The sequence below is a fragment of the Streptomyces sp. HPF1205 genome, assembly GCF_020400825.1.
In the GTDB taxonomy this organism is placed as follows: domain Bacteria; phylum Actinomycetota; class Actinomycetes; order Streptomycetales; family Streptomycetaceae; genus Actinacidiphila.
In genome coordinates this window covers 54443-77641 of record NZ_JAINVH010000013.1, presented here as the reverse complement: position 1 = coordinate 77641, position 23199 = coordinate 54443, and the positions used below count along the sequence as shown (strand labels likewise).

Below are 23199 nucleotides of genomic sequence, written 5' to 3'. Positions count from 1 at the left end.
CCCTGACCCCTCGGCCGTCTGTGGCACTGCTGTGGGAGACGACGTTACCCGGACTGGGGGTTGCTCCGGCCCACCGGACCGGCCGCGGGCCTGGAAGTGCCGGCCTGGAAGTGTGCCGGGGATCCGGGCCGGATGCCCGGCGCGGATCCCCCGCGGGCTCCTAGTAGAAGTGGTTGACCTGCCAGAAGGACCAGGCGCCGCAGGGGCTGCCGTACTTGACGTTCATGTAGTTCAGGCCCCACTTTATCTGCGTGGCCGGGTTCGTCCGCCAGTCGGCGCCCGCGGAAGCCATCTTCGAGCCGGGCAGCGCCTGGACCAGGCCGTAGGCGCCGGAGGCCGCGTTGGTCGCGGTGTAGTCCCAGCCGCTCTCGTGGGTCACGATGTTGGAGAAGCACATGTACTGGCCGCTGCCGACGATCTGCTTCGCCATCGCCTGCACCTGCGCGATGGTGTACGAGGACTTGACCGGGAAGCTGGCGTTGGCGTCGCCGTGACTGGCCGCCAGTTCCTTCGCCTTCTTCTCCTTGGCCGCGGCCTCGTCCGCCGCCTTCTTCTTGGCGGCCGCGTCCTTGGCGGCCTGCAAACGGGCGGACTGCTCGGCGACCTGCCGGGCCGTCGCGTCAGCGGCGTCGGACTGTGCCTGCGCCTGCTCGGTCAGCGATGCCTGCTGAACCTGCTGCCCCTCGGGGAGGTCCGCGAGGAGGGTCGTCGTGCCGGCGGCGGCTTCGGCCGGCTCCGTGGAGCCGCCCTTCTCCGCACCCGACGCGACGCCGACGACGGCGCCCACAGCGGTGACCGCGGTGGCCGAGGCCACTGCGAGTCCCCGGACCGAGATCCGGCTCACGCGATTTCCTTCCGGCAGCGCCCGCTTGGTGACCACGCGGACGCAATCGTGCCCCTGGCACTGGCCTCCATTCCGGTCCGCCGTACGGGCCGGTCGGTCACGGAGGCGCGGGCCCGGTGCGAAGTCCCCAGCGGGGTCCGCGTGCTGCTCGGGCGGCTCATGGCGGCCGATGTGGACTTGTGTGGTGGTTCGCGACGCGCGCCCCGGAGGGTGCGGGTGTGCCATGAGCGGGGCCTGACAGCCTCACACCCTGCCGTACGGGGACGCGCCACGGCAATTTCCGGTTGAGTGGCAAAGTTCACACGCCGCGGACGATGGCAAATCCCAGCGGCGAACCCCCGGAAACGCTAGGCTGCTGCGTCCTTGTCCAGGACGCAGCAGCCTTAACTCGTATTATCGGCGGTCAAATCACCCTACGCCGTCCTCCAGCATCTCCGTCACGAGTGCGGCGATCGGCGACCTTTCGGAACGGTTGAGGGTCACGTGGGCGAACAGCGGGTGGCCCTTGAGCTTCTCCACCACCGCGACCACTCCGTCGTACCGCCCGACCCGCAGGTTGTCCCGCTGGGCCACGTCGTGGGTGAGGACCACCCGCGAGCCGGCCCCGATCCGGGACAGCACGGTCAGCAGGACGTTGCGCTCCAGCGACTGGGCCTCGTCGACGATCACGAAGGCGTCGTGCAGCGAGCGGCCGCGGATGTGGGTGAGCGGCAGCACCTCCAGCATGCCGCGGGCCACGACCTCCTCGATGACCTCCTTGGTGGTCACCGCCGACAGGGTGTCGAAGACCGCCTGCGCCCAGGGGCTCATCTTCTCGGCCTCGGTGCCCGGCAGGTAGCCCAGCTCCTGGCCGCCCACCGCGTACAGCGGCCGGAAGACCATCACCTTGCGGTGCTGGCGGCGCTCCAGGACGGCCTCCAGGCCGGCGCACAGCGCGAGGGCCGACTTGCCGGTGCCCGCGCGTCCGCCCATGGACACGATGCCGACCTCCGGGTCGAGCAGCAGGTCGAGGGCGATGCGCTGCTCGGCGCTGCGGCCGTGGATGCCGAACGCCTCCCGGTCGCCGCGCACCAGCCGCACCCGGCCGTCGGCGGTGACCCGGCCGAGCGCCTTGCCGCGCTCGGACTGCAGCACCAGGCCGGTGTGCACCGGCAGTTCCGCGGCCTCGGGCAGGTCGACGGTCTCCTGCGCGAAGAGCGCGTCCACGTCCTCGGCGGCGACGACCAGCTCCTCCATGCCGGTCCAGCCCGAGGTGATCGCCAGCTCGGCCCGGTACTCCTCGGCGAGCAGCCCGACCGAGGACGCCTTCACCCGCAGCGGCAGGTCCTTGGAGACGACCGTGACGTCGTACCCCTCCGCCTGGAGGTTGCGGGCGACAGCGAGGATCCGCGAGTCGTTGTCGCCGAGCCGGAAGCCCGCGGGCAGCAGTGCGGGGTCCGAGTGGTTGAGTTCGACCCTGAGCGTGCCGCCGAAGTCGCCGATCGGGATCGGCGCGTCGAGCCTGCCGTACCGGATCCGGAACTCGTCGAGCAGCCGCAGTGCCTGGCGCGCGAAGTAGCCCAGCTCCGGGTGGTGGCGCTTGGCCTCCAACTCCGTCACCACCACGACCGGGAGCACTACCTCGTGCTCGTCGAACCTGGCGAAAGCGTTGGGGTCGGCGAGCAGCACGCTGGTGTCGAGTACGTACGTACGCCGGTCGTGATCACGGCGATTCTTGCTGGTCACCACGTGTGGACGAACCCCCTCGGGGAGAGGTGAGTCTACGGGTCCGGCAATCATGGCCGACTGCCGGTCTGCCAGTGATATGCCCGGGAAAACCCGCGCCCATGCGAGTGCATATGACAGTCATCCGACGGTCACCGCATGGTCACCGACCGCTCACCGCCCTCGCGCGCGAGCCGTCACGGCCGCGACTTGCGCAGGCAGGCGGCCGGTGGTCCGTTTTGTCCGGGCCGACGCCGGTCACGATCCGTAGCGGCGGTGCCTCGCGGCGTAGTCGCGCAGCGCCCGCAGGAAGTCCACCTTGCGGAACGCGGGCCAGAAGACCTCGCAGAAGTAGTACTCGGAATGGGCGCTCTGCCACAGCATGAATCCGGACAGCCGCTGCTCGCCGGAGGTGCGGATCACCAGGTCCGGGTCGGGCTGGCCACGGGTGTAGAGGTGCTCGGCGATGTGCTCGACGTCCAGGATGTCGGCGAGGTCCTCGATGGAGGTGCCGCGCCCGGCGTGCTCGTACAGCAGGGACCGCACGGCGTCGGCGATCTCCTGCCGGCCGCCGTAGCCGACCGCCACGTTGACCAGGATCCCGGTCACGCCGTCGGTGGCCTGCTCGGCCTCCTTGAGCACCCGCTGGGTACGGGCGGGCAGCAGGTCCATGGTGCCCACGTGATGCAGCCGCCAGCGGCCGGTGTCGGCCAGTTCGGTGACGGCGTCCTCGATGATGCCGAGCAGGGGCACGAGTTCCTCGGCCGGCCGGTCCAGGTTGTCGGTGGACAGCAGCCACAGGGTGACCACCTCGACGCCGGTCTCCTCGCACCAGCCCAGCATCTCGGCGATCTTGTCCGCGCCGGCCCGGTGGCCCTGCTCGGTGGTGCCGCCGGCCGCCTTGGCCCAGCGCCGGTTGCCGTCCAGGATCACCCCGATGTGCTTGGGCGCCCGGTCGACGTCGAGTCTGCGTTCCACCCTGCGGGAGTACACCCCGTACACCAGGTCACGCAGATTCATCGCGTACCAGCCCCTCCTCGGCTCGGCGCCCGGCGGCCACACTACTGCGCGAATCGCGTACGGACGAACCGGGGAGGGAGCGGGACGCGCACCGGGGAGGGGGAGCGGACCGGGCGGCACGCGGGCCGTTGCCGCTTCAACCTCGCGTGATAAGCAGGGTCCGTGAACATCCGCACCTTTTACCGCGCCGCCGACGGGCGCTACGACACGATGGAATACCGCCGCACCGGCCGCTCCGGGCTGAAGCTCCCGGCCGTCTCGCTGGGCCTGTGGCACAACTTCGGCGACGACCGCACCCTGGACTCGCAGCGCGCCATCCTGCGCCGCGCGTTCGACCTCGGCGTCACCCACTTCGACCTGGCCAACAACTACGGCCCGCCGTACGGCGCCGCCGAGGCCAACTTCGGCACGCTCCTGGCCCAGGACTTCCGCCCGTACCGCGACGAGTTGGTCGTCTCCACCAAGGCCGGCTACGACATGTGGCCCGGCCCGTACGGCGAATGGGGCTCGCGCAAGTACCTGCTGGCCAGCCTCGACCAGTCGCTGTCCCGGATGGGCCTGGACTACGTCGACATCTTCTACTCCCACCGCTTCGACCCCGACACGCCGCTCGAAGAGACGATGGGCGCGCTGGCCTCCGCGGTCCGGCAGGGCAAGGCCCTGTACGTCGGCATCTCCTCCTACGGCCCGGAGCAGACCCGCCGGGCCGCGCGCATCCTGCGCGAGATGGGGGTGCCCGCGCTGATCCACCAGCCCTCGTACTCCATGATCAACCGGTGGATCGAGACCGAGGGGCTGCTCGACGTGCTGGCGGAGGAGGGCATGGGCTGCATCGGCTTCGTGCCGCTGGCCCAGGGCCTGCTCACCGACCGCTACCTGAACGGCGTCCCGGCCGACTCGCGTGCCGCGCAGGGCAAGTCGCTCGACCCGGCCCTGCTCAGTGACGAGACGGTCCGCCGGCTGCGGGCCCTGAACGAGGTGGCCGCCGGCCGCGGCCAGTCGCTGGCCCAGCTCGCCCTGTCCTGGGTGCTGCGCGACCCGCGGGTGACCTCGGCGCTCATCGGCGCGTCGTCCGTCGCCCAGTTGGAGGCGAACGTGGCGGCGGTGGGCGCCGCGCCGCTGACCGACGACGAACTCGCGGAGATCGACCGGCACGCCGTGGAGCCGGAGGGCGTCAACCTCTGGGGGTAGGGCGTGCCGTGGGCGAGGGCGGGGCGGCGGCCGCCCCCGCCCGGCCCGGTGCGGCCGCTCAGGCCGCCAGCAGCAGGCCGCCGAGGGCGCCCAGCAGCATGAAGGGCCCGTAGGAGTACGGGGTCCTGCGGGTGGCGCGTCCCGACAGGACCAGGACCAGCCCGGCCAGGGCGCCCAGGAGGAGCCCCGCGAAGGTGCCGGCGACGACGGCGGGCCAGCCGTACCAGCCGAGGGCCAGGCCGAGGGTGGGGGCGAGCTTGACGTCGCCGAAGCCCAGTCCCGCCGGGTTGAGCACGAACATCAGGAAGTAGAAGCCACCGCTGGCCAGCGCGGCCAGGAGGGCGCGCGGCCAGGAGCCGTCGTGCCCGGGCAGCAGGGCGGCGAGCCCCAGCAGGCTCGCGGTGCCGGCGAACGCGGGGAGCGTCAGGACGTCGGGCAGGCGGCCGACGAGGAGGTCGACCCTGGCCAGGACGACGCCGAGCGGGGCGAGCAGCAGCCAGACCGCGAGTTCGGGCCGGGCCCCGGTCGCCTGGGCGAGGGCCGCGCAGGCCAGCGCGCACGCCAGCGCGGTCCCGGTCCCCGGCCCGTACGCGGGCGCGGTGCACGCCGGGCAGCGGGACGGCCCCAGCCAGCCGCGTATCGGGTGGCCGGCCGGGCAGGCGGACGCCCAGGGCTCCCCCGCGGGAACGGCGAGCCGGTGGGCGGGCCGGGGCACGAGCAGCAGCCCGCCGGCCAAACCCCAGACGGCGGCGCCCGCGATCAGATAGACATGCACCGGGCCGACCGTACACGCCGATCCGGCCCGGGACGCGTCCGCGCGCGGGCCAGGCGCCGGGGGTCGGGCGGGAGTTGGCGTACGGGCGGGCGGGTAGGCGGACCGGCGGATCGGGTGCCGGACGGAGTGGCGGACGGTGGGTCGGACACGGCCAGGAGGCTCTCATGCGGCGCCGGCGGCGGTGGCAGGACGGGGACGGGCGGCTGGGCACGCCGGGGGGTGAGGTGCCGCTGCGGGTCGCCGCCTCGTACCGGGCCCGTACCCGGGGGCTGTTGGGGCGGGACGGGGTCGAGGGCGCGCTGCTGCTGACGCCCGCGTCGAGCGTGCACACGGTGGGGATGCGGTTCGCGATCGACGTCGCCTACCTGGACCGGGGCCTGCGGGTGCTGGCCGTGCGCACGATGCCGCCGGGCCGCGTCGGCCGCCCCCGCCTGCGGGCCCGGCACGTGCTGGAGGCGGAGGCGGGCGCGCTGGCGGCCTGGGGCGTGGCCCGGGGGGTGCGGCTGGAGGTACCGGCCGGCGGTCCGGCGGATCAGCGGCGCCGTACGGACGTGAACTGAATGCTGTCGACGATTTCCCGCAGTACGGCGGGGCCGTCCGCCATGCCGTCCAGGGCCCAGGCGCGGATCACCACGGGGTGCCCGGCGGCATCGGTGGTGCGCACCTCGACGTGCCCGGCCGGGCGGCCGTCGGGTGCCGGCCGGGTGTAGCTGAGCACCTGTGCCCTTCGCCCGTCCAGCCGCACCTCCTCACGGCGGACGCGGCCCGAGCCCGGCGGGACGGGCGGGACGGGCGGGACGGGCTGGACAGGCCGGCCGGGCGCCTGGACGGCGGCGGCGGACTCGGGCGGGGCGGCGGCCTCGGCGCCCGTGGCCGGTGCCGCTTCCGGTGCCTCTGCCGCGGCCCCTGCCCCTTCCGGTGCTGGTGCCGGTGCCGGTGCCGGTGTCACTGTGAGGGCCGCCTCCGTACGGCCGTCGGCGCCGCGCAGCACCGCGCCGCCGCGCGTCTCGTGCCAGGACGTGGGGTGGGCGACGGTGACCGTGCCCGTGTCGAGGTAGCGCCACCCCTCGGGCGAGCCCTGGCCGACCGAGCAGCCCGCGGCGGCGGCGAGACCCGCCACGGTGGAGCCGAACCCGAGGGCGGTATATCCGATGTATCCCCATTTGTTCCGCATGCGGGCAATGTACGGCGCCCGGGCGCCGGTACGCCCGTATGGCGTGCGGCATACGCCGGATGGCCCCGTGCGGCGCGCCGGGAGACAGCGCGGGCGGGCAAAACCGGGGCCTGATTCAGCGGGGGAGGAATTTCGGCCACGGCATCCGCTGGATCCGGTCGACCGTCGCGTCCGCGCCCGCACGGGCGCCGGGGCAAAGAGAACGGGCCGGCTCGCAGGGGGGGAGAGCGAACCGGCCCGAGGGGGGGACTTATACCGTACCGCGTCTGAGCGGATGCTCAGTACGTTATGCGGCAGGTGGCGTGAAAGTGATCTCGACCCGGCGGTTCTGACGGCGGCCGGTTTCGGTGGAATTGTCAGCGATTGGGTAGTCTTCGCCGTACCCGCGGACCTGGAAGGTGTGGGATGCGTCACCCAGTCCGGCCAGCGCGCCGGCCAGCACTTGGTACACGGCCTGGGCCCGCTGCCTCGACAGCACCTGCCCGTGCTCGCTGCTGCCGAGGTCGTCGGTGAAGCCGAAGACCCGAATGGGTGACGTCACGTGCCGCGCGTTGATATCGGCGGCGATGGCCTGGATCCGGCCACTCGCGGTCGGCGACAGCTTGGCGCTGTCCTTGCCGAACAGCACTTCCGACTGCAGCGCGTACGTGACCGTCGAGTTCGACGTCTCCTGCCGCTGCTCCGGCTGACTGGCGGCCACGCTGCTCTGGTCCGTCACCGACACGATGTCCAGCACCTTGGGCGGCGCGAGAGTGCCCCCCTCCGGCAACCGCAGCCCGGCGGCGTGCGGGTCGATGCTCACCGGCGCGCTCGGGGTCTGCGTGGACGTCGGCGGCGGATTGGTGTCGGCGGCGGCCGACCCGCCGAACGCCGTCCCGGCGGCCACGAGCACGAGCACGACGACCGGAACGCCGACCGCCCTCCCGGCGGCCTTCCCGGCCCTTTCCTCGGCCATCTCATCGGCCCTCTCGGCCGTCTCGGCCCTCTTCTGACGCGGACGCGGACTCACTTCTGCGGCACCTCCGCTCAGCCCTGGGAAATGGTGATCTTGGCGGGGGGCATGGTGGGCAGTTCGAAGTCGACCTGGGTGGTGGCGGCCGGAGGGGCGGGGAACTGGGCGAAGAAGGGGCGGGACTCCTGGGGCTGGATGCTCAGCAGCTTCATCGTGCACAGGCACTGGCCGGCGGTGTCACGCAGTACGTAGTAGCGCTTCTTCCCTGCCTCGTCGACGAGCACGGCACCGGCGACGGAGGCACCGGAGGGCGCGAGGGCGGTCTCGTCGCCGACCCACGAGTCCGCGTTGAAAATGCTCGTGCCGGCGTTGGTGATCGTTCCCTCGACTGTCACGAAGCCGCCGGAGTCACGAACAGCGGAGTTGATGGTGACCTCGATGTTCTTGTCGCCCTTGATCTGGGCGAGAACCTGGGTCGGTGTGCTGGACGGGGAAGGGTCGCCACTGCTGGTGTCGGAGGGCTTACCCACAGAAGCGGACGGCTTTCCACCGCCCTTTCCGCTACCGGAACCGTCTCCGCTTCCCCCGCCCTTGCCGCCGCTCCCGCCACCGCAGCCCGCCAGCGTGATGACGGCCGCGACGGCGCATGCCGCCACGGTGGTCGCCCTGCGCCCGTATGCCATCGTTTCCCGTTCCCTCATGGATTCATTGGTTCGGCAAGTCGTCGGTGATCAGGTGGACGGAGTAGAAGTCCGAGAGGTTCACAGCGAAGTCCGCCGGCGTCGGATCTATCGTCAGCGGGTTGCTGTCACATGTGAGGTGGATGGGGCCCAGCCCCTTCCCACCCTTGTCCCCGCCCGTTTGCCCGCCGGTCTGCCCGCCTCCCGGCTGGGGGCTTTCCGTCTGCGCGCCCCCGGAGTCCTGGCCGCCCGATTGCTGCCCCCCGGTGGGCGAGCCCCCGAGCCCTTGGTCGTCCAGCGTGCAGCGGGGCTCGACCACGGCGGTCGCCTTGGCCACGGCACGCCTGTCCTTGGTCGAGCCGATGACCGAGGGGCCGACCGTGCCTTTGGTCTGCACGGCGACCGTGAAGGTCGGCGGGCTGTCCGACGGGTTGTCGAAGCCCGTGACCGTGGCGCCGTTGTCGTCGGCGTACTCCTCCGCGGCCGTCTGCGCGGTGGGGTCCTGGCGTTCACCCGTCAGGTTCAGCAACTGGCCGAGCCCCTGGAGGTCGCCACCGGTGAGGTCCTTGAGGAAGTCGCCCTTCATCTGGTCGCGGTAGTCCCGGGCAGCCGCCAGCGCGGCGGCATCCGCCGCTGTCTGGGCGCTGTTGCGCGTGACCGTGGCCTGGCCCACCGCGAAGTACGCGAAGGCGAGGAAGAACAGCGCGGCCATGGCCACGATGTAGATGCCGACCGTCTGGCCCCGATCCTCGGCGAACCGGCGTGCGTTGAATCTGCGCGCCAGGAAAACTCGAAGGTGGAGGCCTTCGACAAGCGACGGACGCGGCACCGGCCTGCGCCTTCGGACGAAAGGCACCCGAAGCCGTCCTACTGGCCGCCGCCTCCGGTGATCTTGTCGATCGTGGAGTTGATCGCGTCCTTGATCTTCGTACCGATGTCCGTCGTCCCCGCCAGTACCCCGATGATCACCGCGATGACCACCGCGATTCCCAGGTACTCGAAGGACGTCTGCCCGCGGTCCGCGGCGCGGGACGAGAGTCGGTCGGCGACCCGTTGGGTCTGCGTACGGAGCCAGAGTTCGGCGGCTACGTAGCGCTCGACTGCCCACCTGTTCATGATTGTTCGCCCCATCCTTTGTCACCTGGCTAGTGCTGGCGGCGGCCGTGCGTGGCGTGTCGGGGGTGGTGACCACGGCGCACCGCCTCTCGCTGGTCGTGTCGGGTCCGCAGCGGGTCGGATTGAATTGCAGGTGCAAATATGGTTGCGAATGCGAAGGTACACCCTGATCGGTGGCATCCGCAGCCAGTTGAACCGGCGTCGGCCGGACTCCCGCCGGGGCGGGGGCCGTTGACGCCAGCATGACGGTCGTTGACGCTGCGTGGCAGCCCAATCTCCGTAAATTCCCGGAACATCTGCCTCACCCGTTCCCGCCGAAGACGTCGCCGAAGTGGATCTGCGAGCCGATGACGGTGCCGGCGATCAGCAGGATCATGGTGGCCGGGACGAGCAGGGTGGTGATGACGCCGGTCGCCCGCGGGACCATGCGGGCGGCGCGGCGGCGGGCGTTCTGGGCCTCGGTACGGCGCATGTCGGTGGCGATCTGGAGGAGGGTACGGGCGATCGGGGCGCCGAGTTCCTCGCCCTGCTGGAGGGCGGTGACGAACTGGCCCACCTGGTCGCTGCGGTTGCGCTTGCGGAGCTGGTCGAAGGCGTCGCGGCGGCTGACGCCGACGTCCATCTGGCGCAGGGCGATACGGATCTCGTCCGACCAGGGACCCTTGTAGACCGCGTTGACCCGCTCCAGGGCCTGGCGGAAGCCAAGGCCCGCGCTCACGACGACCGCGAGGACGTCCAGGAAGTCGGGCAGGGTGCGTTCGATGTCGTCGCGGCGGCGCCTGATCGCCAGCCAGATGCCCAGGTCCGCCCATCCCCAGCCGAAGGCGATCACCAGCACGGCCAGCAGCCAGTCGGCCCGGGTGATCAGGACGACCGCGCCCACCGCCCCCAAGGCCCCGTAGACCGCGCGCCGGGCGGCGTACCGCTCGACGGTGAGGCCGTAGGGGTGCCCGGCGTGGTCGATCCTGGCCCGCATGCGGGTGACCCGGGCCGGGCCCATCATGCGCATCACCATGGGGGCGTAACGGATGCCGAGGCGGTCGATCGCGTTGCCGGTACGGGTGGTGCGGGTACGGCCGATGTCGAGGGCGAGCGCCAGGTCGTCGGGGAGTTTGACGTCCGAACGGATCAGGCCGACCGCGTAGACCACCCCGGCCACGCCCGCGGCCACGGCCAGCGCCAGGCCGAGTCCCAGCAGCGTCATCGCGCCCGCCTCCGTCCCCTCGTACCGATTTCCGACCACACGAGGCCCGCCCGCACAAGCTCCGCCCGCCCGGTCCTCATGGTCCCCGTCCTCATATTCCCCGTCCTCCCCGCCGTCCTCATACGTCGATCCTCGACATGCGGCGGATCAGGGCGAAGCCGAGCACGTACAGGCCCAGCGAGACCAGGACGCAGACGCGGCCGGCCGTCGAGCCGGTCATCGCGCTGAGCGAGCCGGGCATGATGCGGTCCAGCAGCAGGAGGGAGCCGAGGCCGATGACGGGGACGGCGTAGGCGGTCACGGTGACCTGGGACATCTGGGTGCGGATCTCCCGGCGGGTCTCCTTGCGCTCCTCCAGGGTGACGGTGAGGTTGCGCAGCGACTCGACCACGGAACCGCCGGCCCGGCTGGACAGCACCAGGGTGGAGACCAGGACGATCAACTCGCGGCTGGGCAGCCGCTGCTGGAGTTCGCCCAGCGCGTCCTCCACCGAGTGGCCGAGGGCCATGGCGTCGGCGACCTGCTTGAGCTCCTCCCCGGCGGGGGCCTCCAACTCCTCCGCGGCCATGGAGACGGCGGTCCGCAGGGCCAGGCCCGCCTGGGTCGCGTTGGCCAGGACCCGGGCCAGGTCGGGAAGTTGGGCGATGAAGCGCTCGTTGCGGACCCGGCGGCGCCACTCCAGGAAGGAGTAGCCCGCCCAGGCGGCGAGCACGGCGGCGATCGGGCCGAAGAAGGGCGCCAGGATCAGGGCCGCGAGCAGCCAGGAGCCGGCGATCAGGCCGGTGACGGCGGCGGTGAACTGGCCGGGGGTGAGGTCGGTCCCGGTGGCGGCGAGGCGGCCGGCCAGGCGGCGGCCCCACGCGTAGCGGCGCACCCGCCGGTCCAGCCCGGCGAAGGGGGCCTGGCGGGACGGCGCCGGCGCGCCGGACTCGGCCGCGAGCCGTTCGACCAGCGCCGCGCGGTCCGCCCGGCCGCCCCACCACGCCGTCAGGCCCCACACGCCGAGCACGAGCGCGAGGGTGCTCACGCCGAGGACGAGCAGCGGGTACGGCCCGGACGCGAAGGCGACGGCCAGCGGCCGGGCGCCGGGTACGGAACCGGCGCCCGCGGGCCGCGCCTGCGGCACAAGCGCGGCCGAGAGCGTGCCCGAACCGGGAGTGCCCGAACCTGGAGTGCCCGATCCAAGCGTGCCCGGCATCAACAGCCCCCGCGTCAGCAGCCCCGGCGTCCACTCCACCGGCATCAGCAGCCCCCGCGTCAGCAGTCCCGGCGTCACTTCGCCTCCCGGCTGTCGAGTTCCAGTTCGCTCCCGCCCACCCCGAACGCCGCCGGGATGTGCTCGCCGGACAGGTACAGGCGTTCGCCGATGGCGCGGGGCAGCGGCCGGTGCTCGAACCAGCCGCGGACGATGCGGTCCACGCCGAGCGGCTCGGCCCGGAAGCGGGTGGCGGTGGTGAGCCGGAAGACGTCCCGGCCGCGCGAGGCCAGGACGGCGATCTCGGAGATCCGCCGGGTGCCGTCGACGTGCCGCTGGAGCTGGACGATGACGTCGACCGCCGAGTTGATCTGGTCGCGCAGCGCCTCGAAGGGAATCTCGACCTCGCTCATGGAGGCCAGTGTCTGCAGCCGCAGCACGGCGTCCTCGGCGGAGTTGGCGTGCACGGTGGCCAGCGAGCCGTCGTGGCCCGTGGACATCGCCTGGAGCATGTCGAGGGTCTCGCCGCCGCGGACCTCGCCGACGATGATGCGGTCGGGCCGCATGCGCAGGGAGTTGCGGACCAGGTCGCGGATGGTGATGCGGCCCTCGCCCTCGACGTTGGGCGGCCGCGACTCCAGGCGGATCACGTGCTCCTGCTGGAGCTGGAGTTCGGCGGCGTCCTCGACGGTGATGATCCGCTCCCCGCCGGGGATGAGCCCGGACAGCGCGTTGAGCAGCGTCGTCTTGCCGGAGCCGGTGCCGCCGCTGACGATGATGTTGCACTTGGCTCGCACGAACGCGGACAGCAGCATCAGCATGTGCTCGTCCAGCGTGCCCAGGCCGATGAGTTCCTGGAGGGTGTACGCGCGCGGGAAGCGGCGGATGGTGAGGGTCGGGCCGGTCAGCGACAGGGGCGGGATGATGACGTTGACGCGCTCGCCGGACGGCAGGCGGGCGTCCACCATCGGATTGGACTCGTCCACGCGGCGGTTGACGGTGGAGACGATGCGCTCGATGGTCTGCAGCAGCTGCTCGGTGGAGGAGAACCGGGCGGGGACCTGCTCCACCCGCCCGCCCCGCTCGACGTAGATCCGGTCCGGGCCGTTGACCATGATCTCGGTGATCGACGGGTCCTCCAGCAGCGGTTCGAGGATGCCGAGCCCCAGCGCCTCGTCCACCACCCGGCGGATGAGGGCGGTCCGCTCGGCGGTGGAGAGCACCGGCCCCTCGCGGCTGATGATGTGCCCGAGGACGCGTTCCAGCCGGGCCCGGCGCTCGGCGGCGGCCAGCGCGGACATCTCGGCGAGGTCGATCTCCTGGAGCAGCTTGGCCCGGTAGACGGCCACCAGGTGGCCCTCCTGGGTCTGCGGGGCGGCCTCGTCGGTGGCGAGGCGGGCGCGGAGACTCACGGGGTCGTGTCCTCCTTCGGCATGGTCGCGGACCGCCGTACCGGGTCGAAGAGGTGCACTCCGGGGAGGACGGAGGGGATCCTGACGACGGCGGTCGCCTTCACCTTCCGGCCGTCGTCGTCCATCGGGTTCTCGATGTACGTGTCCTCGCGCAGCCAGCCGCTGACGGCGTCCTTGCCGGCCTGGTACGGGTCCGCGTGCGGCTCGGGCCGGGACGCGGTACGCGCGGCGGTACGGGCCGCCGTACCGGCCTGCTCCCCGCAATAGGCCACCAGCCCGAGCTGGATGCCGGTGAGGGCGACCAGCAGGAGGAACGGCAGCATCCCCAGGTACTCCAGGGAGGCCACCCCACGGTCGCGCGGGGCCCGGCGCGGGCGTCCGGGAGGTGAGCCGGCGCCGCGCCTCATGGCCCGTTCACCTCCCGGACGGTGGTGGCGTGGCCGTGCACCGGCACCCAGAAGTCGATGAAGCCGGGGAAGAGGATGGGCACTTGCAGGGTCAGGTCGGCCGTGACCTGGCCCTCCTCCGGGCCCTGGGAGATGTGCGGACCGTCCATCTTCCACGCGCCGGGCACGTCGCTGCGCGCCGCCGCCTCGGCGGCCGCCTGCCCCGCCCCCACGGCGGCCGTCCGGGCCGCCTTGTCCGCCGCGTTGCCCGCGAGGGTGAAGGTGTAGCCGGCCAGGACCGCCTGCCAGACGAGGATCAGGGTGACGAGGATGACCGGGGTCATCCCGAGGGTCTCCAGGGTGACCTGGCCGCGGTCGGAGCGGCGTTTGCGGCCGCGGGGGGCGGGCAGGGCGGCGCCGCTGACGAGGCCGATCTCGCCGGCCAGCGCCCAGATGCCGGAGCGGACGGCCGAGCGCGCGTCGAGGTCCTGCAGCCGCCCGGCGTCGATGACGGGCTGCAGTTCGCGGAAGCCCGCCGGGACGACGCAGGCGGCGGTCCTGGTGCCGGTGATCCGGCCGACCAGGGAGGGCTGGATCTCGGTGCCGCGGGTCCAGCGGTTGACCACGGTCACCACGTCCTGCGGCTTGCGCACCTGCAGCCGGTCCCACATCCGTACCATCCGCTTCGCGGCGCGTACGGCGATCACGTCCGGGGTGCTGACCAGGAGGGCGACGTCGGCGGTCTCCACGGCGACCGCGTTGGCGCTGGTCACCTGGGTGCCGCAGTCGACCACGACGACCTCGTACCGCTGGCGCAGGGCGCCCAGGACCAGCCGGGCCGTGCGGTCGGTGACGTCCTCGCCGCGTTCGCCGTCGGCGGGGGCGAGCAGGAGGGCCGGTCCTGACTCGTGGACGTACATGGCGTCGGCCAGGACGCGGGACGACACGTCGGCGATGTCCGCGAGGTCGGCCACCGAGCGCCGGAACTGCACGTCGAGGTACGAGGCGATGTCGCCGCCCTGCAGGTCGAGGTCGACCAGCGCGGTGGACCGGCCCGAGGCGTGGGCGGCCAGGGCGAGCTGGACGGCGGTCACGGTCGTGCCGACGCCGCCCTTCGCGCCCGCGACCGCCACGAGGGTGCCGCCGGTGACCGCGGGCAGCGCGGCCCGGCCGGGCGTGAGATGCCGCCGCACCCCCGCCGCCCAGGTGGCCGCGGCCTCGACGCGGGCGCCCAGCTCGTCGTACGACAGCGGCAGGCCGATGACCCCGCGGGCGCCGGCGTTCATCGCCGAGGCCAGCGTGGCCGGGCCCGGATCCGCGGTGAGCAGGACGACGCCGACCGAGGGGAACCGCAGCGCGACGTCGCGGACCAGGTCCAGGGCCGGCATCGGCCCGATCGTGTCGTGCACGATCACGACCTCGGGCAGCTCCTCCAGGCCCGCCTCGGCGGCGCGGGCGAGGGTGTCCACGAGCGAGCCGGAGTCCGCGACGGCCGGCCCCGGTTCGACCGAGGGCAGTTGCCCGAGCAGCCCGTTCAGCGCGCGGGCCGCGTCCGGGTCCCTGGTCGCGGCAAGCACCCGCACGGCCATCAGAGCCTCACCCCGCAGAATCCGGCCGTCCTGGGGAAGGCGGCGCCCCCGGCGGTCCGCGCCGCGCCCCTCACGGCCGGCCTCCCAGTCCCGCGTCGCCGGCGAGGGTGTACGAGCGCGAGCCCTGCGGTGGAGCCGCGGTGTCACCCGGCGCGACCAGCGCCAGCCTCACGTGCCGGGCGAAGGATTCGGCGTAGGCGACCCGCTGCGCGTCCTGCGCGCTGAGGGCGAAGGTGATGGGCACGCCCTGGGTGGAGACGCGCTGCGCGTCCTCGCTCTTGTCGAACGCCTTGATCTGACCCACGTCCAGCACCTGGGCGTCGGCCACGATGATCTTCGAGATCTCGGGGTCGGTGTCCTTGCGCGGCTCGAAGGTCGCGAAGATGTTCACCCGCGCCCCCGGGGTGATCTTGCCCGCCACGCCGGTCTCCGCGTCGATCATGATGGCGATCTCCATCTGCCCGGGCTTGAGTTCGGGCCGGTCGGCGACCATGTCGGACTGCAGCAGCGAGCCCTTCTTCAGCGGCACGGCGGCGATCTTGTCCTGGAGCGTGTCCAGGTCGCGTACGGCCGTGTCCGGCAGCCACCGCTTGGGCACGGATATCCGGTGCACGTCGGAACTGTCGAGCCGGCTGTACGCGGGCACGTCCGCGGACAGTTCGTACGCGGTGACCTTCTGCCCGACCTGCGACCGCGCGTCACTGACGACGGCGACCACCCCGGCGAAGGCGGCCGCCGCGCACAGCACGGAGACCACCAGGAGGACGACACCACGGCGCTGACGTGAGTTCATGTGCGGGCGGACCTATCGCTTGTGGGGTTCGAGTTGGGGGCGGCGCGGCGCCTCGACCGCGCGCTCGGCCGGGGTCGCGCCGCCGCGCGCCGACGCGTTCGTACGATCCCCCAGCCGGGTCGCGCAGAACAAGCACTGGTCGCCGATGACTTCGAGCCCGCACCAGGTGCAGGTGTCGCGCCGTACCGAGGTGACGAGCTGGTAGAGCATGCCGACGTCGGCGATGTAGGCGGTGAACTCGGCCAGTCGCGACGTCCCCCACCAGCGGGCCGCGTCGGGCGGCTGCGGCAGCTCGCGGACGTGGTTGGTGCGCCAGGCGGTGGCGAGCGGGCCGGTGATCCAGCCGGTGTCCAGGCCCTGGCCGGCCACGGCGAGCTGCGTCTGGTAGCCGGGCCCGGGCGGCACCTTGTCCGCGTCGGCCTCGGCGAGGTACGGCTCCGGATGCGCCATCACCGCGAAATGCCGCCCGGGCATCAGGGACTTGACGTGCGTGCCGACGCCGACCGGCACCCGGTCGAGCTTGGCGACCGAGCCGAGCAGCGCGCCGGAGTGGAGGTAGTACGTCAGCAGGCGCGCGGCGCCCGCGAGGACACCGGGCCCGAGGTCGGTTCCGGTGAGCTGCCGCACCTGCTCGGCCAGCAGCGTGCGGGCCAGCGGCGGCAGCGCGACGGGCACGATGGCGATCCGGTCGGCCTCCAGCGCCGAACGCACGGTGTGCATCCGGCGGCGGGCGGGGTCGGTGGCCTCGGCGGGGGCGAGGGCCACGAGGTGCCCGTGGGCGTCGAGCGCGGCCGAGGTGCGCAGCACCTGTTCCTCCAGGGGCAGCGCGAGGTCGTCCGCGGTGACCGTGATGACACCCGGCATCCGTCAACCTCCCCTTATCCGCTCGCCGTTCACCGGGTGATCCGCGTCCACCTGGCGATTCGCGCTCGTCAGCTTATCGATGTGTAGCGGCCCGGGCGCGGAAAGTCGCGCATCGGAATCTGAACGGCCGGTGTCCGCGCGGGGTATTGACAACCCCATTGGTCTGGACCAACTTTCTCGCAGCGCCCCGTCGCGCCATCCCTCGCGCCATCCCTCTCGCCATGCCTCGCACCAACCGTCGCACCATCCGTCGCACCACCTCCCAACTCCTTGCCCCCAGGAGGCAGTCGTGGAACGTGCAGCGCGCCCTGATCACGGGAGCCGCAACCCCTCCAGACCCGCACCGCCGGGACCGGCCGTCCGGCGCCGGGCGGCCCTCGTCCGCCGGGCCGTCGCCTCGGTGAGCGCGGCCGCCGTGGTCGGCGCCTGCGCGGCCCTGGCCACCACGGGCGCGGCGAGCGCCGCGACCACCGACCTCGTGGCCAACCCCGGCTTCGAGAACGCCCTGTCGAACTGGACCTGCACCGGCGGCAGCGGCCAGGCGGTCGCCGGCCCGGTGCACTCCGGCAGCTCGGCCCTCAAGGCGACCCCCACCAGCAGCGACGACGCGCAGTGCACGCAGACGGTCGCCGTGCGGCCCAACGCGCAGTACACGCTCAGCGCCTGGGTCCAGGGCAGCTACGTCTACCTCGGCGCGAGCGGCACCGGCGGCGCCGATCCGTCCACCTGGACCCCGAACGCCTCCTCGTACACCCAGTTGACGACGAGCTTCACCACCGGCGCCTCGACCACATCAGTCACGGTCTACCTGCACGGCTGGTACGCGCAGCCCGCGTACTACGCCGACGACGTGGTGCTGAGCGGCCCGGGCGGCACCCAGACCACGCCGCCGACCACGCCCCCCACCACCCCGCCGACGACCCCGCCCACGACACCCCCGACCACTCCCCCCACCACTCCGCCGACCTCCCCGCCGACGGGCACCGGCCTGCCCGCGCACGTGGTCACCGGCTACTGGCAGAACTTCGACAACGGCGCGACCGTCCAGACCATCGCCCAGGTGCAGGACCAGTACGACATCATCGCCGTCGCCTTCGCGGACGCCACCACGACGCCCGGAGCGGTCTCCTTCACCCTCGACCCGTCGCTGAACTACGGCGTCGACCGGTTCAAGGCGGACATCGCGGCCAAGCAGGCGGCCGGCAAGAAGGTCGTCATCTCCGTCGGCGGCCAGAACGGCACCGTCTCGGTCCGCGACTCCGCCTCGGCCGCCAACTTCGCCGACAGCGTCTGGTCACTGATGCGCACGTACGGCTTCAACGGCGTCGACATCGACCTGGAGAACGGCATCGACCCCACCTACATGACGCAGGCGCTGCGCGCGCTCAGCGCCGAGGCGGGCCCTGGCCTGATCATCACCATGGCGCCGCAGACCATCGACATGCTCTCGGCGGGCAGCGACTACCTCGCCACCGCGCTGAAGATCAAGGACATCCTCACCGTCGTCAATACCCAGTACTACAACAGCGGCTCCATGAACGGCTGCGACGGCGGGGTCTACGGCCAGGGCTCGGTCGACTTCATCACCTCGCTGGCCTGCACCGCGATCGAGGCGGGCCTCGATCCGTCCCAGGTCGGCATCGGTACGCCCGCCTCCACCAGGGCCGCCGGTTCCGGCTATGTCAGCCCGTCCGTGGTCGACGACGCGCTCGACTGCCTCGCCGCCGGCACGGGCTGCGGGTCCTTCCACCCGCCGGCCAAGTGGCCCACGATCCGCGGGGCGATGACCTGGTCCACCAACTGGGACGCCGCCGCGGGGAACACCTGGTCAGGCGGCGTGGGAGGGCACGTCCACGCGATGCCCTGACCTTCCGCCCGGAAGGGCCCGGCCCTCACCGGGACCCGGCGGTCTCCAGGGGGCGCCCCTTCGCACGGGGCGCCCCTCGCCGTCCCCCGCCGTTCCCCGGAGTGCTAACCGCACACGGCCAGCGCGTCGATCTCCACCAGGTGGCCGGGCGCGAGCCCCACGTACACCGTGGTGCGGGCCGAGGGCGCCTCCTTGAGCCCGGCGAAGTACTCGTCCCAGATCTCGTTGAACTCCGCGAAGTGGCCGGTGTCGGTGAGGTGGACGCGGATCATCAGCACGTCCTCCCAGGTGGCGCCGCCCGCTTCGAGGACCGCGAGGACGTTGTTCAGCGTCGCCAGGGTCTGCTCGCGCAGGGTGGGCCCGGCGAGCTCGCGTTCCTCGGCCTCGCCGGCGGGCAGGAAGCCGACCTGGCCGGACACCTGGAGGATGTTCCCCTTGCGCACCCCGTGGGAGAACCTGGCGGGGGGCCGGGAGGCGCCGTCCGGCGTGATCGCAGCCTTGGGCAGGTGCGGCAGTTGCAGCGGGTTGTGGTCGGGGTGGCTGGGGCTCGGCTCGCTCATGCGTCGACGTCCTCGTTCGGGGGTGGGTCAGGGGATCTTACGGGAGGTACCGTACGGAACCGGGCGGTTCGCGGCGCGGGGCGGACCGCCGCCCAGCCGCAGTCTCCCCCACACCACGCCGTCCGGCGCGGCAATCGCGTCGGCGTGTGCCCGGGTCGGGGGTACGGTCCGTCGGTGGGGTTCGCCCCGGACCGGCCGTGGCCGGCGGCGCCGTCGACCCGGCGCCGCGGGCACGTCGGACAGCTCGAAGCGCGACGCGCCGGCCGTTGAACATGGCACGGCGCCGGGAATGGGAGGGTGCATGGACGTCATCGGGGAGCGCGAGCAGGGGCGCGAGGCGCTGGAAGCGCTCGGCCGGGAGCGGGTCGACCACCGCTTCAAGGCGGTGCCGCTGGACGCGTACGGGCTGACGGTCGCCGAACTGACCGCCCAGCGGCGCAACCTGTTCGACGGCGGCTTCCCCACCCCGCTCCTGACGCTGTCCGAGGAGGCCCTGGAGCACAACCTGGACCTCCTGGAGCACTACACCACCGCTCACGGCCTGGCCTTCGCCCCGCACGGCAAGACCTCGATGGCCCCGGAGCTGTTCGCCGCCCAGCTCGCCCGCGGCGCCTGGGGCATCACGGTCGCGGTCCCCTACCAGGCCCGGGTCTGCCGGGCCTTCGGCGTACGGCGGATCTTCCTGGCCAACGAGCTGGTCGACGCCGCCGCCCTGCGCTGGGTGGGCGCCGAGCTCGACGCCGACCCCGGGCTGGAGTTCATCGCTTACGCCGACTCGGTCCGCGGGGTCGAGCTGATGGACGCGGCCCTGCGCGCGGCCGGGACGCGCCGCCCGCTGGACGTGGTGGTCGAGCTGGGCGCGGGAGAGGGCGCGCGCACCGGGGCGCGTACGGAGGCCGAGTGCGCCGCCGTGGCCGAGGCGGTGGCCGCCGCGGGCACCTTGCGCCTGGTGGGCGTCGCCGGTTACGAGGGCGAGGTGCCGGACGCCGACCCGCTGCGGGTACGGGCGTGGCTGCGGCGGCTGGTGGCGCTGGCGGCGGACCTGGACCGGGCCGGGCACTTCGCGGACGCCGAGCGGATCGTGATCAGCGCGGGCGGCTCGGCGTGGTTCGACGCGGTGGCGGAGGTGTTCGGCGAGATCGGGGCGCCGGGGACGGCCGCCGGGCTGTCCCGGCCGGTGCTGAGACTGCTGCGCTCGGGCGCGTACGTCACGCACGACGACGACCACTACCGGCGGATCACCCCGTTCAACCGGGTGCCCGCCGAAGGCGCGCTGGAGCCCGCGTTCCGGCTGTGGGCCCAGGTCGTCTCCCGTCCCGCGCCCGGCCAGGCGTTCCTCAACGCGGGCAAGCGCGACGCCCCCTACGACCTCGGCCTGCCCACCGCGCGCACCGTCCGCTCGGCCCGCGACGGCGCGACGCGGGCGGCCCCGGCCGGCTTCACCGTCACCAAGGTGTCCGACCAGCACACCTGGCTGGAGCTGCCCCCGCAGGACACGCTGGAGGTCGGCGACTGGGTGGCGCTGGGCCTGTCCCACCCGTGCACGACCTTCGACAAGTGGCAGCTGATCCCGCGCACGACGGCGGACGGCACGGTCACCGGCTACGTCCGCACCTTCTTCGGCTGACGGGCCGGCCGGGGGGCCGACCCGGTCAGGAGGACGGCGAGGGCGGCGGCTCGGCGCCGCGCGGGCGCGGCGGTACGGTCAGGTCATCGATCAGGCCGGCGACCAGGTTGGGCAGTGTGTAGGCGTCATTGGTGATCGCCGCGCCCAACTCCTCGGCCCGCGCCTGGCGGGCCGGGGTGAGCCGGGAGGTGAAGAAGACGACCGGGCCTGCGTAGAGGCCGTCGGCCCGGATCCGCCGGACGTACCCGAACCCCCACTCCCTCTCGCCGTCCCTGTCGAGCTCGCAGATCAGCGCGTCGCAGCGGGCCAGCAGCCCGGCGGCCGCCGCCTCGTCCGCCACCCGCCGCACCCGGGTGAGCGGCGGAAAGGTGTACCCCGCCATCATGTATTCGATCGAGCGGGCCGTGGGATCCGAGGCGAGGAGCACGACGTTCCTCCGCGGGTACGGCGAGGAATACGCCGGGGAGTACGCCGGAGCCGCCCCGGCGTCCCACGCCGGGTCCGCCTCGGCCGCGCCGCCCGTGTCCTCGTACATCGGCTGCGGGGCAGGCGGCCACGCGGGAGCCTGCGCGGACGACCCCGGGTCCCGGTCGGCGGCGGGCCGGCCCCCCGGGGAGCCGGCCGGGTAAAGGGGGTAGGAGCCCTGGTCCGCGTACGGGACCGGCCGCCCCTGGTACGGGTCCGGTCCGGCGGCCGGGCCCGGGCGGGGCGCGGGCATCGGCGCCGGCATCGGCGCGGGCTCGGGCACGGGATCGGCCACGGGCGGGGGGCCGGGCGGCGCCGGCGGGGGCGCCTCGACCCCCTCGCGCAGCCGGCGCAGGACGAGCCCGGAGCCGCTGGTGGCCAGCAGTCCGTCCAGCAGGGAGGTGAACGCGGTGTCGGCGACCAGCGCCGGGAACTCGGTGGGCAGCTGCCGCTCCGCCTCGTGCAGCGCCCCGGCCCGCCCCTGCGGGGTGTCCAGGGGCGGGGCGGGCACCTCCAGGCGGTCCAGGAAGTCGCGCACCGCCTCCAGTGCCACCCCCGGCGCCGCCGGCCCGCGCAGCACGGCCCGGATCCGGCGGTACTCGGTGAACTCCGCCACCACGTCCTGCCCGACCGGGCCGGTCGGCGGCAGCGTCATCATGCGGTAGAAGCCGGGATAGAGGTACTGCAGCAGCATGGTGCGGATGACGGCCCCGGGTTCCGCCGTGTCCCACACCGAGTTGAGCAGCGCTTCGAGCAGGAAGAAGTTGATCAGTCGCTTGATGCGGCGGGGGTTGCGGGCCGAGCGCTCGGCGACCAGGTCGGCCAGGTCGGGGTCGAGCAGGATGTCGATGCCGGCCCGGCGGGCGCAGTGCAGGACGAAGCCGCGGATGTCGGCGGGGCCGCCGGCCGGCACGCGGTAGCTGGTCTGGAAGATCTTCTCCATGAACGCGGCACCGGCCGGGGTCAGGTCGCGCAGCAGCCCGGCCGGGCCGATCGCGGCCTGGTCGCAGCCGATGACGAAGGCCAGGCCGGGCACGTCCAGGTAGACCTTGACCGCCTCGCACACGGCCAGCACCGTCTCGGCCGAGCAGCGGTCGAGGTCGTCGATGAAGACCACCAGCATCCTGCCCGGCGCCCGGTCGGCGCTGCCGGCCCAGTCGGCGACGATGGCCCGCAGCGCCTCCCGCATCTCGTTGCGCGCCTGCGGGTCCACGCTCATCGACGTCCACAGCTCGTCGATCATCCGGGACAGCCCGAGCGGCCGGCCGAGCACGACGGCGAGCGCACGCAGGGTCCGCAGCAGGGCCCGGTGCTCGGAGGCGCGGCGGACCGCCCGGCGCAGCACGCTGCGGTCGAAGCCGTTGAGGACGGACTTGATCAGCCCCTCCAGCGCGTCGCCGCCGGTGGAGGTCCAGGCGTTGTACCAGACGGTGTGCACGTCGGGCGCGCCCGGGCCGGCGGGCGCGCGCAGTTCGGCGTCGACCAGCCGCATCAGCGAGCTCTTGCCCGTCCCCCAGCCGCCGTCCACCGCCAGGGTGAAGGGCGTGGAGCCGTGGGAGCCGCGCAGCAGCGCCGCCAGCCGGACCGCGGCCCGCCGGGCGCCCAGTACGTCGTCGGTCGCCGACGCCACCGGCTCGTCGTTGAGCAGGGCGTACGGGCCGAGCAGGCTCAGCCGCGGCGGCGCGGCGCCGGTGCCGGGCGGCGGGATCGTGTCCCAGGGGGGCGGGTGCTGCGCGGGTACGGCCACGGGTCCAGTGTGGCGACGCGCGGGCGCCGCCGTC

General features: G+C 73.1%; 22 protein-coding genes. 4 read left to right on the top strand and 18 right to left on the bottom strand.

The genetic code is table 11. The features are described from left to right. Nucleotides 1-160: 160 nt before the first annotated feature. The 3 genes from K7G61_RS16895 to K7G61_RS16885 form a co-directional block, all read right to left on the bottom strand. Nucleotides 161-844: a transglycosylase SLT domain-containing protein gene (locus K7G61_RS16895; RefSeq protein WP_225847690.1), complete on the bottom strand. Its 684-nt coding sequence runs from the start codon at nt 842-844 to the stop codon at nt 161-163. A 408-nt stretch (nt 845-1252) separates the two neighbouring features. Next, nucleotides 1253-2572, bottom strand: a complete 1320-nt coding sequence (locus K7G61_RS16890) for a PhoH family protein (RefSeq protein WP_225847689.1) — start codon at nt 2570-2572, stop codon at nt 1253-1255. A gap of 234 nt (nt 2573-2806) precedes the next feature. Further along, nucleotides 2807-3568, bottom strand: coding sequence for an isoprenyl transferase (locus K7G61_RS16885; protein WP_225847688.1), 762 nt, complete (start codon nt 3566-3568; stop codon nt 2807-2809). 162 nt (nt 3569-3730) lie between these two features. Here K7G61_RS16885 and mgrA point away from each other — a divergent pair, with 162 nt between their 5' ends. Then, on the top strand, nt 3731-4759 hold the full coding sequence (mgrA, locus tag K7G61_RS16880; RefSeq protein WP_225847687.1) for an L-glyceraldehyde 3-phosphate reductase: 1029 nt from the start codon (nt 3731-3733) through the stop codon (nt 4757-4759). A 58-nt stretch (nt 4760-4817) separates the two neighbouring features. On the opposite strand, the gene K7G61_RS16875 is transcribed toward mgrA, so the two are convergent. Further along, nucleotides 4818-5534 carry an A24 family peptidase gene (locus K7G61_RS16875; protein WP_225847686.1) on the bottom strand — a complete coding sequence of 239 codons (717 nt, stop codon included), beginning with the start codon at nt 5532-5534 and terminating at the stop codon, nt 4818-4820. 164 nt (nt 5535-5698) lie between these two features. Here K7G61_RS16875 and K7G61_RS16870 point away from each other — a divergent pair, with 164 nt between their 5' ends. Continuing rightward, nucleotides 5699-6094, top strand: a complete 396-nt coding sequence (locus K7G61_RS16870) for a DUF192 domain-containing protein (protein WP_225847685.1) — start codon at nt 5699-5701, stop codon at nt 6092-6094. Here K7G61_RS16870 and K7G61_RS16865 read toward each other — a convergent pair. The 12 genes from K7G61_RS16865 to K7G61_RS16810 all read right to left on the bottom strand — a co-directional run bounded on the left by K7G61_RS16865 (nt 6067) and on the right by K7G61_RS16810 (nt 16899). Next, nucleotides 6067-6708 carry a hypothetical protein gene (locus K7G61_RS16865; RefSeq protein WP_225847684.1) on the bottom strand — a complete coding sequence of 214 codons (642 nt, stop codon included), beginning with the start codon at nt 6706-6708 and terminating at the stop codon, nt 6067-6069. The two genes, K7G61_RS16870 and K7G61_RS16865, sit on opposite strands and share 28 nt — an antisense overlap. Before the next feature lie 286 nt (nt 6709-6994). Beyond that, the gene (locus tag K7G61_RS16860) at nt 6995-7663 is read right to left on the bottom strand and encodes an OmpA family protein (RefSeq protein ID WP_225847683.1); all 669 of its coding nucleotides are present in this window, start codon (nt 7661-7663) and stop codon (nt 6995-6997) included. A gap of 71 nt (nt 7664-7734) precedes the next feature. Beyond that, entirely contained in the window at nt 7735-8190 is a 456-nt protein-coding gene (locus K7G61_RS16855) for a hypothetical protein (RefSeq protein ID WP_308190644.1), read from the bottom strand. Nucleotides 8191-8365: 175 nt separating this feature from the next. Further along, a complete protein-coding gene (locus tag K7G61_RS16850; protein WP_225847681.1) occupies nt 8366-9169 on the bottom strand; it encodes a pilus assembly protein TadG-related protein in 804 nt (267 codons plus the stop codon). Between the two features lie 38 nt (nt 9170-9207). Then, nucleotides 9208-9456, bottom strand: a complete 249-nt coding sequence (locus tag K7G61_RS16845) for a Flp family type IVb pilin (protein WP_225847680.1) — start codon at nt 9454-9456, stop codon at nt 9208-9210. Between the two features lie 301 nt (nt 9457-9757). Then, on the bottom strand, nt 9758-10651 hold the full coding sequence (locus K7G61_RS16840) for a DUF5936 domain-containing protein (protein WP_374204152.1): 894 nt from the start codon (nt 10649-10651) through the stop codon (nt 9758-9760). 127 nt (nt 10652-10778) lie between these two features. Continuing rightward, nucleotides 10779-11936, bottom strand: coding sequence for a type II secretion system F family protein (locus K7G61_RS16835; RefSeq protein ID WP_225847677.1), 1158 nt, complete (start codon nt 11934-11936; stop codon nt 10779-10781). Further along, complete coding sequence (locus tag K7G61_RS16830; protein WP_225847676.1) at nt 11933-13267, bottom strand: CpaF family protein; 1335 nt, start codon at nt 13265-13267, stop codon at nt 11933-11935. The genes K7G61_RS16835 and K7G61_RS16830 overlap by 4 nt, the downstream gene beginning before the upstream one ends. Then, nucleotides 13264-13674 (bottom strand): TadE/TadG family type IV pilus assembly protein, encoded by a 411-nt coding sequence (locus K7G61_RS16825; RefSeq protein WP_225847675.1) that lies wholly within the window; start codon nt 13672-13674, stop codon nt 13264-13266. Before K7G61_RS16825 ends, K7G61_RS16830 begins: the two co-directional genes overlap by 4 nt. Beyond that, the gene (locus K7G61_RS16820; RefSeq protein ID WP_225847674.1) at nt 13671-15242 is read right to left on the bottom strand and encodes a P-loop NTPase; all 1572 of its coding nucleotides are present in this window, start codon (nt 15240-15242) and stop codon (nt 13671-13673) included. The genes K7G61_RS16825 and K7G61_RS16820 overlap by 4 nt, the downstream gene beginning before the upstream one ends. Before the next feature lie 70 nt (nt 15243-15312). Further along, nucleotides 15313-16035, bottom strand: a complete 723-nt coding sequence (cpaB, locus tag K7G61_RS16815; protein ID WP_225847673.1) for a Flp pilus assembly protein CpaB — start codon at nt 16033-16035, stop codon at nt 15313-15315. A 12-nt stretch (nt 16036-16047) separates the two neighbouring features. Further along, a complete protein-coding gene (locus K7G61_RS16810; RefSeq protein WP_225847672.1) occupies nt 16048-16899 on the bottom strand; it encodes a hypothetical protein in 852 nt (283 codons plus the stop codon). 289 nt (nt 16900-17188) lie between these two features. On the opposite strand from K7G61_RS16810, the gene K7G61_RS16805 reads away from it, so the two are divergent. After that, nucleotides 17189-18766 (top strand): chitinase, encoded by a 1578-nt coding sequence (locus K7G61_RS16805; RefSeq protein WP_374204146.1) that lies wholly within the window; start codon nt 17189-17191, stop codon nt 18764-18766. Between the two features lie 104 nt (nt 18767-18870). Here the strand turns inward: K7G61_RS16805 and K7G61_RS16800 are convergent, their stop codons facing one another. After that, nucleotides 18871-19326, bottom strand: coding sequence for a RidA family protein (locus tag K7G61_RS16800; protein ID WP_225847671.1), 456 nt, complete (start codon nt 19324-19326; stop codon nt 18871-18873). Nucleotides 19327-19627: 301 nt separating this feature from the next. Between K7G61_RS16800 and K7G61_RS16795 the strand changes: the two genes are divergently transcribed. Next, nucleotides 19628-20953, top strand: a complete 1326-nt coding sequence (locus tag K7G61_RS16795; RefSeq protein ID WP_225847670.1) for an alanine racemase — start codon at nt 19628-19630, stop codon at nt 20951-20953. A 25-nt stretch (nt 20954-20978) separates the two neighbouring features. Here K7G61_RS16795 and K7G61_RS16790 read toward each other — a convergent pair whose 3' ends face one another. Continuing rightward, entirely contained in the window at nt 20979-23165 is a 2187-nt protein-coding gene (locus tag K7G61_RS16790; protein ID WP_225847669.1) for a P-loop NTPase fold protein, read from the bottom strand. Nucleotides 23166-23199 lie beyond the last annotated feature (34 nt).